Origin of the sequence: Limnospira sp. PMC 289.06, from assembly GCF_032350395.1 — a bacterium.
GTDB lineage: Bacteria > Cyanobacteriota > Cyanobacteriia > Cyanobacteriales > Microcoleaceae > Limnospira > Limnospira platensis.
On record NZ_JARPLC010000126.1, the window covers coordinates 1 to 13,505 of the forward strand.

General features: G+C 46.4%; 13 protein-coding genes. 8 read left to right on the forward strand and 5 right to left on the reverse strand.

Annotation, left to right across the window (positions count from 1 at the left end; all coding sequences use genetic code 11):
• Positions 1–35 precede the first annotated feature (35 nt).
• The 4 genes from P5674_RS19595 to P5674_RS19610 all read left to right on the forward strand — a co-directional run bounded on the left by P5674_RS19595 (position 36) and on the right by P5674_RS19610 (position 2,373).
• A complete protein-coding gene (locus P5674_RS19595; RefSeq protein WP_315642932.1) occupies positions 36–92 on the forward strand; it encodes a hypothetical protein in 57 nt (18 codons plus the stop codon).
• 21 nt (positions 93–113) lie between these two features.
• A complete protein-coding gene (locus tag P5674_RS19600) occupies positions 114–401 on the forward strand; it encodes a hypothetical protein (protein WP_315642931.1) in 288 nt (95 codons plus the stop codon).
• Positions 355–579: a hypothetical protein gene (locus tag P5674_RS19605; RefSeq protein WP_014275740.1), complete on the forward strand. Its 225-nt coding sequence runs from the start codon at positions 355–357 to the stop codon at positions 577–579. The genes P5674_RS19600 and P5674_RS19605 overlap by 47 nt, the downstream gene beginning before the upstream one ends.
• 921 nt (positions 580–1,500) lie before the next feature.
• Complete coding sequence (locus P5674_RS19610; RefSeq protein WP_006617841.1) at positions 1,501–2,373, forward strand: alpha/beta fold hydrolase; 873 nt, start codon at positions 1,501–1,503, stop codon at positions 2,371–2,373.
• 119 nt (positions 2,374–2,492) lie between these two features.
• Here P5674_RS19610 and recA read toward each other — a convergent pair whose 3' ends face one another.
• Positions 2,493–3,590 carry a recombinase RecA gene (recA, locus tag P5674_RS19615; protein WP_315670216.1) on the reverse strand — a complete coding sequence of 366 codons (1,098 nt, stop codon included), beginning with the start codon at positions 3,588–3,590 and terminating at the stop codon, positions 2,493–2,495.
• A gap of 197 nt (positions 3,591–3,787) precedes the next feature.
• Positions 3,788–5,206: an NADP-dependent isocitrate dehydrogenase gene (locus P5674_RS19620; RefSeq protein WP_046321032.1), complete on the reverse strand. Its 1,419-nt coding sequence runs from the start codon at positions 5,204–5,206 to the stop codon at positions 3,788–3,790.
• Positions 5,207–5,793: 587 nt separating this feature from the next.
• On the opposite strand from P5674_RS19620, the gene pckA reads away from it, so the two are divergent.
• The gene (pckA, locus tag P5674_RS19625; protein ID WP_006617844.1) at positions 5,794–7,515 is read left to right on the forward strand and encodes a phosphoenolpyruvate carboxykinase (ATP); all 1,722 of its coding nucleotides are present in this window, start codon (positions 5,794–5,796) and stop codon (positions 7,513–7,515) included.
• A gap of 80 nt (positions 7,516–7,595) precedes the next feature.
• On the opposite strand, the gene P5674_RS19630 is transcribed toward pckA, so the two are convergent.
• Both P5674_RS19630 and P5674_RS19635 read right to left on the reverse strand, forming a co-directional pair.
• Positions 7,596–8,222 (reverse strand): response regulator, encoded by a 627-nt coding sequence (locus tag P5674_RS19630; RefSeq protein WP_006617845.1) that lies wholly within the window; start codon positions 8,220–8,222, stop codon positions 7,596–7,598.
• 190 nt (positions 8,223–8,412) lie between these two features.
• Positions 8,413–9,639 carry a molybdopterin molybdotransferase MoeA gene (locus P5674_RS19635; protein ID WP_006617846.1) on the reverse strand — a complete coding sequence of 409 codons (1,227 nt, stop codon included), beginning with the start codon at positions 9,637–9,639 and terminating at the stop codon, positions 8,413–8,415.
• Between the two features lie 106 nt (positions 9,640–9,745).
• Here P5674_RS19635 and cobO point away from each other — a divergent pair, with 106 nt between their 5' ends.
• Together cobO and ureG are read left to right on the forward strand one after the other, a co-directional pair.
• A complete protein-coding gene (cobO, locus tag P5674_RS19640; protein ID WP_006617847.1) occupies positions 9,746–10,360 on the forward strand; it encodes a cob(I)yrinic acid a,c-diamide adenosyltransferase in 615 nt (204 codons plus the stop codon).
• Between the two features lie 24 nt (positions 10,361–10,384).
• Positions 10,385–10,984 (forward strand): urease accessory protein UreG, encoded by a 600-nt coding sequence (gene ureG / locus P5674_RS19645; RefSeq protein ID WP_006617848.1) that lies wholly within the window; start codon positions 10,385–10,387, stop codon positions 10,982–10,984.
• 405 nt (positions 10,985–11,389) lie between these two features.
• On the opposite strand, the gene P5674_RS19650 is transcribed toward ureG, so the two are convergent.
• A complete protein-coding gene (locus P5674_RS19650) occupies positions 11,390–12,802 on the reverse strand; it encodes a family 10 glycosylhydrolase (protein WP_006617849.1) in 1,413 nt (470 codons plus the stop codon).
• 152 nt (positions 12,803–12,954) lie between these two features.
• Here P5674_RS19650 and P5674_RS19655 point away from each other — a divergent pair, with 152 nt between their 5' ends.
• Positions 12,955–13,380 (forward strand): hypothetical protein, encoded by a 426-nt coding sequence (locus P5674_RS19655; protein ID WP_035736653.1) that lies wholly within the window; start codon positions 12,955–12,957, stop codon positions 13,378–13,380.
• Positions 13,381–13,505 lie beyond the last annotated feature (125 nt).

A 13,505-nucleotide genomic window follows, 5' to 3' on the forward strand; every position in this document is an offset into this window, starting at 1 on the left:
CAGCTAAATCGGGACAAGACGCAAAGGCACGAAGGTTGCAACGTCTATTGGTGAAGTCATATTATGCCCGACTCTTAGCAGTGCGGCTGTAGGGGCGGGTTCCACGGTCAGCCATGCTTCCCAACAGTCAGCTTAATGAACCCGCCCCCCAAGCGGGTCAAGGCAAAAAGACAGCCGGTGTCGATAGAATGATAGTAATATCGCCAAAACAAAGGTTAATCTTAGCTGAGAATATTAAGGGAAATCTCAAAGCAAAACCCTACATGGTGCGTTACCAGAAAGTTTTTCGTTTCTCTGCCAAGTCTCTCAATGTAACGCACCCTACACGGGTGTGGATTGCAAAACCTGGGAGGGATGAAAAAAGCTGGAATAGGAATTCCCACAATCCAAGACAGAGCTAGGCAAGCCTTGGTTAAATCAGCGCTCGAACCTGAATGGGAATCGAGATTTGAAGGCACAAGCTATGGGTTCCGTCCCGGACGGTCAGCCCAAGATGCAATAGCACGAATCTATCTATGTATTAAGCATAGTAGTTATTATGTGTTGGACGCAGGTGCGAGACGTTCGGGTATGAAATAGGGCTGAAATGCCCGAAATAACTGCCCGGTGAGGATTCCAGCTCCGAATCTGGATATAAGGAGACCTCTCCTGAGCATCCTCATAACTGATTATATGTCCCGACGCTTAGGTAACTAAGCAAGGCAGGGAACTCAAGGTCATAAACGAACTGAGAAATCAGGGAGTAGAGAGTAACGGCGATAGCCACCCCCAGTTTTGGAAATCATAACTCCAGGATAGAAGCGGGGAACGGAAGGCGTAGGTCGGAACCTACCTCCTACTCGACCACTGCCAACCATCCATGATTAGGGAAACCGAATGTCCGGCTTGAATCATCGTTAATACGGAGTAGCGAAATAGGTTGAAACGCTGCGTTCAAAAGAACAAGGGGAAAAGTAGGGTATTTATGTCATCACCTACATAGACCTTTAAAAGTACCCCGGTTCTGAGGACAAATCTAAAGATGGAATGCCCGTCGAGACGGAACGTTTTAACCCCTCTAATGCTCTATTGCGAGTTGCACTCGTAGTAGTAGTGAAAAATTTAAGCGTATGCTTAGAGGGTGAAGGATGTGACCATAAGCCAATGCCCAACTGTAATGGTTGGGATATGCCCACAGGTCAGCAGGGTGTGGATATAGATACTGCGATTAGTAGGAGTATAATGGCGAGAGCGAGTTGAAAGACTACGTGCTGCATAAAGCTCAGAACATTGAAGTACGAAAGCGGGGGGTAGTAACTCTGTTCCTATAACAAAAAAGGGTATCCACATCAGGAGCCGTGTGCAGGGAAACTCGCCGGCACGGTTTTGAAGGGGAGGTGATGGAGGTGACTTCATTATCGACCCCTACCAGAGCATGATGTTCAAGCTCTTTGGCAATCCCAAGCTGCTGCTAGTTCTCTAAGAATCGATGTGGTTTGGGGTAGTTTTTTGTGGCAGTATATGACAGGTTTGCAGTCTGGGTGGGAACACCTATATGTTGAAACGAATAACATTCACCTTCATTCTGTAACCCAAGGACAAGGTGAATTGGTTGTTTTGTTACATGGTTTTCCTGAGTTTTGGTATGCTTGGCGTTATCAAATTCCGGCGCTTTCTCGTTATTTTAAGGTGGTTGTGCCTGATTTGCGGGGTTACAATGACTCAGATAAACCGGAAAGTGGTTATGATCTCGATACCCTTAGCCAAGATATCCGAGGATTGATTCAGCGCTTGGGATATGCAAAAGCCCACATTGTTGGTCATGATTGTGGGGGGGCGATCGCCTGGAATTTAGCCCAAAAATTTCCAGAATCAGTTAACCGTTTGGCTATTTTAAACGCACCGCCTCCCCATAGGTTTGTTCAGGAACTTATGGGCAATTTTGATCAAATTCGTCGCAGTTGGTTTGTGTTGGCTTTTCAAGTTCCGGGGGTTCCTGAATGGCTAATTCAGCAAAACTTGAAAGAGTTTATCCGTGGTTTTCTGCGAGAACACGCCATCCGCAAGGGGGCTTTTAGTGCCGAAGAAACGGAAATTTATCAGGCGGCGTTAGAAAAGCCGGGAGTATTGCGATCGGCGATTAATTACTATCGTCAACTCCTGCAACCACCGGGCTTATTTTCCAGTTGGATGCGTCCCACGGAAATCAATGTACCCACATTGGTACTATGGGGAGAAGATGATTCATTTCTGAGTCAGAAACTGGTTGAAGGTTTAGATAAATTGATTACTGCACCTTTTCGACTACAATTGGTTTCGGACTGCGGACATTGGATGCAACAGGAAGTCCCCCAACTGGTTAATCGGGAATTATTGAGTTTTCTCAGGAACTAATGAACTCCTCCCCCTGACTATAGTGGGAGACAGGGGTGGGGAGTGCCGGACTTCAGGGGAGGCAATTAATTGCCTTTTTCCACTGGTTAAAGGGGACTTGATTTAACTAAATTAATGATTTATTCCTCATCAGTATTCTCGTCAATGTCTTCGACATCATGATCATCTGTGTCAGGATTATCATCAAGTTTAACAACAGAGGTGGCTGATACAACTGCACCCCCTGCTAAAGCGGCACGGACTCGTTTATCAATTTCTTCGGTAAATGCTGGGTTTTCCTGCATATAGGTGATGGTGCGATCGCGTCCTTGACCGATATTCTCGTTGTTGTAGCTATACCAAGCGCCCTTACGTTTAATCACTCCGGTTTCTTCTGCGAGGTCAATCAAACAACCGATAGTTGAGATTCCCTGGCCGAAAATAATATCAAATTCAGCGATTCGGAAGGGTGGCGCGACCTTATTTTTAGCCACCTTAACTTTAGCGCGAATGCCATACTCGTCCGAGCCTTTTTTCAGGGTTTGGGTGCGGCGGATATCAAGACGGACCGAGGCGTAGAATTTAAGGGCATTCCCCCCGGTGGTAGTTTCTGGGTTGCCGTAGACAATACCAATTTTTTGGCGTAACTGATTCAGGAAAATAACTGTACAGCCAGATTTACCGATATTTCCGGTAATTTTCCGTAGGGCTTGACTCATTAACCGGGCTTGTAGTCCCATGTGAGAATCCCCCATATCCCCTTCAATTTCAGCACGGGGAACTAAAGCAGCTACCGAGTCTACCACTACAATATCAACCGCTACCGATCGCACCAATTGATCTACTATTTCTAAAGCCATTTCCCCGGTGTCAGGTTGGGAAACTAGGAGGTTTTCAATATCTACTCCCAGGGCGGCTGCATAGGTAGGGTCGAGGGCGTGTTCAGCGTCCACAAAAGCTGCTATTCCGCCAGTTTTTTGGATTTCGGCGATCGCATGAAGCGCCAGGGTAGTTTTACCGGAACTTTCCGGGCCATAAATTTCAATCACCCTTCCCCTGGGCAAACCACCACCTAGGGCTAAATCCAACGTGAGTGCGCCACTGGAGATAGTTTCCACCTTCATGCGGGCGGAGTCTCCTAGGCGGACAATAGACCCCTTACCAAAACTCTTTTCGATTTGGTTAAGGACTGAATTTAGGGCTTTCTGCTTTTCGGAGGTCTCGGTTTTGCTGGCCATTAGCTTTGAATCCTGCTCAGAGTAAAAATTGGAAAAATTGGGGCTAAAAAATAGATCTATGTGATCATCTGACCCTCTACCCCACCCTCTGCTCCCGGCGACAAGCTCAGGGAAGGGGTAGAGGGATTTCCATTTTATGTTAGCAGATGGCTTGTTGCCTATTTTCTGGTTAATAGGCGATCGCCCATTGCTATAGGTTAGAAGTGGCGAATGATAGCTTCGGCGAATTCTGAACACTTGAGGGGTTCAGCCGGAGGTTCCATGAGTCGGGCCAGATCATAAGTTACCTCACGGTTAGAAATCGCCGCCCCCAGACCTTTTTTAATCAGGTCCGCCGCCTCTTGCCAGCCCATGTATTCTAACATCATCACTCCCGATAGGATTAACGAACCGGGGTTAACGCGATCGAGTCCAGCGTGTTTAGGTGCTGTACCGTGGGTAGCTTCAAATACCGCGCAGGTGTCACCAATGTTCGCACCTGGTCCCATACCCAACCCTCCTACCATAGCGGCGGCTGCGTCCGATAGGTAGTCTCCGTTAAGGTTCATCGTAGCCAGGATAGAGTATTCGCTAGGACGGGTTTGGATTTGTTGGAAGATGCTGTCAGCGATGCGATCGTTGACCATAATTTTATCTTTCCATTTACCATTACCGTGACTTTCCCATAGCGCCTCCAGAACCCCCTTCACCTCATCGCAGATTTCTTGGCGTTTTTCTGGGGTCAGCGCATCAAAACCCGGTTCTACCTGGCGCGCGTTATCTTCCAGGGAGATGTCGGGTTTATGTTCTTTGTTGCCGAGGATCCATGATTCTCGTTCAGTGATACATTCTTCGCGAAACTCCGTAGTTGCTAGTTCATAACCCCAGTCTCGGAAAGCCCCCTCCGTGTATTTCATGATATTGCCCTTATGCACCAGAGTCACCATTTGCTTATTTTTGGGGAGGCGCAGGGCGTGTTTAATGGCGCGACGGACTAGCCGTTGGGAACCAGTTTTACTGATCGGTTTAATACCGATACCCGAGTCTAGGCGGATCTGTTTTTTGCCATGTTCCGGGGTAGCCGGAATTAGCTCATTGTTGAGGGTGTCGATGAGTTTTTGGGCGATTTCCGTACCCTCGCGCCATTCAATCCCTAAGTATATGTCTTCTGTGTTTTCCCGATAGATGATCACATCGAGTTGTTCCGGGTGTTTGTGGGGGGAGGGAGTACCAGGATAGTAGCGACAGGGACGGACGCAGGTATATAGGTCATTAATTTGCCGTAGCGCCACGTTCAGGGATCTGATGCCGCCGCCTATGGGGGTGGTTAGGGGGCCTTTGATAGCCACACCATATTCTCGGATTGCCGTCAGCGTGTCTTCCGGTAAATATTGATAAGTGCCGTATTGTTCGCAGGCTTCGTCCCCAGCGTAAATTTTAAACCAACTGATCTGGCGATCGCCGCCGTAGGCTTTGGCCACTGCTGCGTCAATCACTCGTTCTGTCGCTGGCCAGAGGTCTACACCCGTGCCGTCGCCCCGAATGAAGGGAATAATTGGGTTATCGGGAACAATGGGTTCTCCGTCAGAGAAGGTGATTTTCTCGCCTGTATCGGGGGGGGTAATTTTTTCGTACATGATCTCTGTTCTTACTATAAACCTTCAGGTTTCCCTTATTCTGTCATGATTTTTGCCTGCACTCCGCAGCGATCGCCACAGAAATTTATCTTTTCTTTAGAATTACCCCTTCCCAAAGCTAGGGAACATAAACTATGATTGAGGAAATTTCGGTGCTCTATGATGCAAAATCTGCATTCAGAATTATAACTTAAACAAATGCAATAAAAGTACAATTAGCGCTTCCAAAAATTTCACTTCAGAATTAGGGCGATCGGTGTATGATTTTTTTAAGGTGGAGGTAGATCCAACCAAAAACATTGCCAAGCACAACTACCTTCATGCAGATGAGAGCGGGCATTGAGAATCAACACCAAAATCGAAAATATCGTTTCCGAACTTCAAGCTCAAACTTTCCATTGAGGATCAACTTCTAGCTGAGTGTACATAATCTATATATTCACAGGCTAAGTTCGGTGTAGGGGGTTGTTATTAGAGCCACAGTTGTTGGGGTCAGAGTTGTAGGTTACTTAATTAATGTTCCCCAACCACTTCAAAAATAGTTGCCCGTAAATACTTCACTTCAAAACCACTAGAGGTTATCAACTATGGATAGCGTAAATACAGTAGATCGTAGTGATTATCAAAACATTTCAATTCCCAGCCTAATCAATAAAAGATTATCGGACCAAGGACAAGACTTCCCAGTAGCTAACACCGGAAAATATGTCGAACGTCGTCTACAGGGTGATCTCACCTATGGACTAGAAAACCTAGGCTTAAAAAATTTAGGTCATGTCTATCATAATCTACCAGTTCCTATTCTGATTGAACACGCAGTAGCTAGGGGGGAAGGTGTCTTAGCTTCCAATGGTTCCCTTTGCGTAAAAACTGGTAAATATACAGGTCGTTCTCCTCACGATAAATTCATTGTTGAAGAAGCGAATAGTCGGGACGAAATCCACTGGAGTAAAATGAACGTCCCCATTCCTGAAGAAAACTTCGATCGCCTATGTCGGCGGGTACGTTCGTACATCCAAGGTCGCGATTTATATATCTTTGATGGCTTTGTCGGAGCAGATCCCCAGCGTCGTTTTGGTGTGCGGATCATCAACGAGCTGGCATCTCAAAACCTGTTTGTTCACCAACTGTTTATTCGTCCGACAGACGAAGAACTACAAACCCACAATTCTGACTTTACAGTAATTGCAGTTCCTGGACTCCACGGCGATCCCGAAGATGATGGCATCAATAGTGAAGCCTTTATTGTACTTCACCTGTCCAAACGGCTAGTAATTATTGGTGGTTCCAAGTACGCCGGAGAAATCAAAAAATCAGTTTTCTCCCTGATGAATTACTTTATGACCAAAGCTGATGTGCTACCCATGCACTGTGCAGCCAATGTAGATGACGCTGGTAATACTGCCTTATTTTTTGGTCTATCAGGAACCGGAAAAACCACCCTTTCTGCTGATCCAGACCGCTATCTAATTGGGGATGATGAACACGGCTGGTCAGAAGATGGTATCTTCAACTTTGAAGGTGGTTGCTATGCGAAAACTATCGCCTTGTCGCGAGAAAATGAGCCCCAAATTTGGGATGCGATCCGGTTTGGTTCAATGATGGAAAATGTAGTGCTCGATCGCTACACTCGGATTCCCGACTACAATGATGGTAGTTTAACAGAAAATACCCGGGTTGCCTATCCCATTGACTACATTCCCAATGCGGTTATTCCTAGTGTTAGTGGTCATCCCAAAACCATTCTATTTTTGGCTGTAGATGCTTTCGGAGTTCTACCCCCCATCTCTAAACTGACCCGCGAACAAGCGATGTATCACTTTATGTCTGGTTACACCAGCAAGGTAGCGGGAACCGAACGGGGTATCAAAGAACCAGAAGCGACTTTCTCGGCTGGGTTTGGTAAATGTTTCCTACCCTTAGAAGCGGCGATTTATGCTACTTTGCTAGGTAAACGCCTTGCGGATCACCCAGAAACCAATGTATATTTGGTGAATACTGGCTGGTCTGGTGGTGTTTATGGAGTTGGCAGTCGTGTTCCCATCAAATACACTCGCGCCTTAGTGTCGGCGGCGGTGAATGGAGACTTGGATAATGTGAAATTCCATGAGCATCCGATCTTCAAGATTTGGGTTCCTGATGCTGTACCAGGAGTTCCGACCGAAATTCTTGATCCGGTGAAAACCTGGTCTGATTCCCAAGAGTATGAAAAACAAGCGAAACAATTGGCTAAGTTGTTTGTGGACAACTTCAGTAAATATGTGAATGTACCAGAGGAAGTAACCGCCGCTGGTCCCCTTGTCGATTAATCAAGGATTGGGGGATAATTCCCCCAATACCCTATTCTCAGGTCTGAAAGTAGGTCGCGGCGTTGTCGTCGCGATTGAAATCATACTAAACCCGATCGCAAAGCGACTACAGCAACCATTACCCGGTCATCAACGGCTAATTTATTCATAATCCCCCGAACATGAGTTTTAATAGTGTTAGGACTTAAATAAAGAGCCTCAGCAATTTCTGGGTTACTCTTACCTTCTACCATAAGTTTAAGCACCTCTAACTCGCGGGGGGATAAGGTACCCAAGTTGGTTTGGGGTGTGGGTGGCTTGAGGTGTTCCATGACCACACGAGCAACTTGAGGATCTAGATAGGTTGCACCTTCATAGGCTGCCTGTATTGCTACAATCAAACTATCAACACTAGCTCCCTTAACACAATAAGCATCAGCGCCACTAGAAAGGGAAGCAAGTACCTCCGTCTCTGCTGTGTGGGAAGTGAGCATCACGACTCTGATTTCTGGTAGGATTTCTTTAATCTGTTTGGTAGCTGCAATGCCATCAAGGCGAGGTAACCCGATATCCATAATCACAATATCAGGTTTTTTCTCTTTGGCGGCTTCTACGCCTAAATAACCATCTTCAGCAATACCAACTAGGGTAATATCTGGACAGTCTGATAAGACTTGCTCTAACCCTAGTTGCATCATAGGATCGTCTTCAACAATTAGAACGCGCATTATTGTTCACAGGAATGTTATAATAGCAGATTAGTCAACAGTTAACCAAGCCTAGGCTGGGCTAACAGTTTAACAGTTAAGGATGACGGCGGAAACTATAGTCAATATAATATTGGCGATTAGTGTTGATACTTCCCCGTTCAATGAGAGATGTAAGGGGGGTCCTGTGAAACCAAGCAGACCGAAAATCTCAACGGACTTTGAGAATTTGGACAAATTCCCCGGCTTGAGTGCAGGTCTGACCGACTGGAAGCATAGCGAGGGCGTTGGTTTGGGCGAGGTTAATCAGGTTTCCAGAGTTTTGACTTCCTGGGGCGAGGATAAATTGGGTTTCGCCATTGACCGATCGCAGATTTCCCCAAAGGTAGGTTTCTCGCTTACCCCCCGATCGCAATTCGGTTGACGATCGCACTGGCCACCACTCTGGTCCCCAAAACTCACCCGCGAGTCCGCTTCGTTTTTTCAAAGCCGGTTGGACAAACCGCCAGCAGGTGACTAAGGCTGACACGGGGTTTCCGGGTAAACCAAAATACAAACAATTGGGAAAGGTCGCGAAGGTGAGGGGTTTTCCGGGTTTGACGGCTACTGAGTTGACCAGAATTTCCCCCCCAAGGTCAGCGAGAATTTGACCAACATAATCATAATCCCCGACGGACACTCCCCCGGTTGATAATACTATATCAGCGGTGAGTAGGGCTTTGGCGATCGCAGTTTTGAGGGCTTGGGGTTCATCGGGAATAATCCCTAAAATAAGGGGTTCTGCGCCCATTTGCATCACCCAACTAGCTAAAGCATACTGATTAGAGTCTACTAGCTTTCCTGGGGCTATGGGATGCTCTGGGGGGATTAATTCATTCCCGGTTGATATCAATGCTACCTTGAGTTTAGCATAAACTGGGACCGACACACATTTGGCGGCGGCTAAAACTGCGATTTCTGCAACTCCTAAGCTAATTCCCGGAGGTAGCAGAGGGTCTCCGGCGCGACTATAGGACCCCTGATGACGCACAAAGGCTCTCAGTTGGGGGGTGGTTAGGATTTTGATGCGATCGCCATCAGGTTGGGTATCTTCCTGAATTACAATGGTATCAGCCCCAGGAGGTAAACAGGCTCCGGTAAAAATGCGCGCGGCTTGTCCGGGGGCGATGGTTTTTTGGGGACAATATCCGGCGGGTATTTCTTCTATGACTTCCAAGGTAACAGGATGTTCGGCGCTACTGTGGGCGACATCAGCATAACGGACAGCATAACCGTCCATGGCGGAGTTATCCCAGTGGGGGAAGTCTAATTCACTGGTAATCGGGGCGGCGAGAATGCGTCCGGTAGCCTCGGATAATTTGACGAGTTCTATATGTTGTTGGTGGGGTGGGGCTACTTGTTCTAAAATAATTGCTTCTGCGGCTTGGGCTGATAACATACAATCTCACCATGGGGATTTATGGGTTTTCCTGTCAATACTCTATAGCAGCTTTAGCCGCCTCTATGCTAGAGTTAATCATATCTTACTCAGTGATGCGATCGCTATGGAAACTACGGGTTTGACGGCGGAACAACACCGCCAAAAAATGCAGCGCCGCAAGGAAATTCAAGACCAGCGGGTAGCTGATAGACAGGTGGAAAAGGGTTTGATTATTGTCAATACTGGCAATGGGAAGGGTAAAACTACGGCTGCTTTGGGGATGGTTTTACGATCGCTTGGTCATGGCTATAAGGTGGCGATCGTCCAGTACATCAAGGGCGCATGGGAACCAGCAGAAAAGGCGGTTTTCAGTCTCTGGCCGGAACAATTACAGTTTCATGCTTTGGGGGAAGGTTTTACCTGGGAAACTCAAGACCGCGATCGCGATATCCAAAGGGTTCATGAAGCCTGGAAACTTAGTCTATCTTTAATTGAAAATCCTGAGATTAAGTTAGTCCTTTTAGATGAAATTAATATTGCGATAAAATTGGGATATCTCACTGTAGAAACGGTTTTGGAGGGTTTGGACAAGAAACCTCACGACTCCCATGTGATTTTGACGGGTCGTGGGGCTCCCCCTAGTTTGATAGAACGGGCGGATCTGGTTACGGAGATGACTTTGGTTAAGCATCCTTTCCGGGAACAAGGGGTTAAGGCTCAACCGGGTATCGAGTTTTAAGTTATCTATAATCAGGGGAATTTAATGAGTCCTTTTCGAGTGGGAATTGCTGGACCTGTGGGGTCGGGTAAGACGGCTTTACTTGATGCACTGTGTAAAGCCTTGCGCGATCGCTTTCAAATGGCTGTGGTTACTAATGATATTTACACCCAAGAAGATGCTCAGTTTCTGATGCGATCGCAAGCCTTAGAAGCCGAGAGAATTATCGGCGTGGAAACGGGAGGCTGTCCCCATACCGCTATCCGTGAGGATGCTTCGATTAATCTTAGTGCTATTCAAGAGTTGGAGTCTACTTTTCCTAATTTGGATGTGGTGTTTTTAGAGAGTGGTGGCGATAATTTGGCGGCGACTTTTAGCCCGGAATTGGTCGATTTAACTCTCTATGTTATTGATGTGGCGGCGGGTGATAAAATCCCCCGCAAAGGTGGACCGGGAATTACTAAGTCGGATTTATTGGTGATTAATAAGATTGATTTAGCTCCCTTTGTGGGGGCGGATTTAACCGTCATGGAAAGAGATACTAAAAAGATGCGCGGAAATAAACCTTTTGTCTTTACTAATCTCAAGGAAAAGCAAGGATTAACTACTATCCTCGATTTTATTCAGTCTCATATCATTAACTGACCAAACCTTAATATCTATACCACATCACAGACACCTATAGGCGATCGCCTCCCCCCTATTATTGGCTCAAAAAGTTAAGTTTTGCTAATACTTCCAGCCAGATAATTTTGATGTTCCGAACGACATTAAGAATTAATAAGTTTTTATTGAAAATAGCTCGCAAAAGGTTGACGAAATCATAGGGGTTCTGGTATCCTAGAATAAATCGCACCCAAGGGATTACTGTGTCTATACGCAAAAAAAGGCGCTGAAACCCTTATTATAGCGCCCATACAAATATTTTCTGGCTAAAAAATATAATTCACGAATCACGAGTTTTGGGTAAGTAAGGGACGGCCAAAAATCGACCTCTTGACAAAAACGACATTTTGTGCATATCCCCAACCAACCCAGAATTGAAGTCGGTTAGCGAATAGAGGCGCGAATAGCAGGTTGAGGAAACATAGACTCAAAACTATGCTGTCGTTCTGCGAGGGGTTCGGCGGCGTGGTCCCAGAGACTTTCATAGAAAAAGAAAGCGACACCGAATTGGCGATCGCGGGCGGCGCGAACCTTGGACTGGATGAAATTGATAGGAACTGGTCTAGTTCTCAAACCGGTGAGAATACCAACGCCGGTAGAAATCTTGTTTTGTGCGGCTTTCATTTCCGGGCGGTTCAACTCAGTAATAAAAAAGTCCAATTCATCCCGATAAACCTGCACGACCAACTCATCAACAAGACCATCTCTAACCCAAGTAACCCAATCCTGTAAATGACCGTTATAGGCGATATGATAAGGGTTGGGACTAACGGAAATAATGCTATGAGGTTTTTTGGCTTTAATAGCGCGGTGCAATTGTCTCATAAAAGCGGTGATTTTATTAGCACGCCAACGCACCCAGGCGGGGTCTTGGGGGTTACTAGGTGGGGTGCGATTAGTCTCTCTTTGATAAAGAGAAATGGTATAAGGGTCATATCCAAATGCACTAGGTAAACTGGTATGGTCGTCAAACTGTACGCCATCAATATCGTAGTCTGTAACGACCTCTACAATTAAATCAGTCATAAACTTCTGGACTTCTGGGTGAAAGGGATTTAACCAAACCACTTCCCCGGCGGCGCTCATGGAAGTTTTAGTTCCATTTTGCTGTTGAGTGAGCCAGTTGGGATGTTTTAAAGCTAACTCGGAAGTGGGGGGAGCCATAAAACCGAACTCAAACCAAGGAAGCACTAATAAGTTATGACGATGAGCGCGTTCAATTAAATCAGCGAGCATATCTTGTCCTTGGAAACCTCGGCGGACAAAAGGCTGAATTCCTGCTTCTTTAACTACAGAACTTTTATAGGTGACATAGCCAGAGTTCCAAACCACTGGATAAATTGTGTTAAAATTGAATCGGGCGAGTTTGCTGACTGCTTCTTCGAGTCTAGGCTGATTCATTAACACATCTGTATCATTGGTGGTCATCCAAACGCCGCGAATTTCGGTTTTGGGAATTTGGGGAATGGGTGGGGGGGCGATCGGCGGTTCGGGAACTGGTGGAGGTATATCAGGAACTGGTGGGGGTGTAATGGTTTCCTCAATAACTGGTGCGGGAGGAGGCGTGATGGTTTCCTCGATAACTGGTGCGGGAGGAGGTGCAATGGTGGGCTGTGGCGGCTCTAGGGGTAGGGGTTCATCAAGAATTTCTGGGGGAAGTAGGGGTAAGTCGGAGGGGGTCGGTGGTGTCCGAAAAGCTGGCGGGAGTGCGATCGCTGGAATTTGTATGACAGCAATTAGGCTGACCAAAAATAAGGCAATGAGGAAACTGGTTTTTTTGACCAAGGTTGATTTCATGGTTGTAGTTTGGAGCAAACGATATTAAGTTAGTTAAGCTAAATTGATGTGATGGTTATAATTGCACTTTCGGGAGTTTAGCAGAAAATTGGAGGTCTGGGATCTAATCTCAAGGCATAGCTGCTAATTTGATAATTTGAGGAGGATTTGAGATGATGGCTAATTTTTCGAGACTATTGTGGCTCCTACCAATTGTGACTATTACGGCTGGGGTCGGTTCTGATGGCATAGCGATCGCCTCTAATGGAACTATACAAGAAAATGCGATCGCTCAACGGCGGCTCAGGGCTCCCTTTTTTGAGGAAACCCAAGACCCTGGGTTTACTAACACTTTTCTTGGGGATGCTTTAGGGGGTGTTGCTAACCCCTTAGAGAGTAGTGGTGGTGATAGCGTAGAAACCATTAACATGGGATCTGATTCCCTACAGACCATACAAAACAACGTCAATAGGAGTCGGGGAGACTTGAATGGCGGTCTATCTCCTGGTAACGGAATTGATTCTAGAGTAACTCCAGGTAATGGCAGAATACCCACAGGTAGAGGTATTTTTAGGTCTTTACCCCCTTCTAGTCGCTAAAAATTAATTGATAATAAACCATGATGTAGGGGCGGGTTCTGGTGTCAATCTTCAATTCCCAGCGACAATATTGATAAACCCGCCCTCTGGCCGGTTGTGGTGTCAATCTTCAATTCCCAGCGACG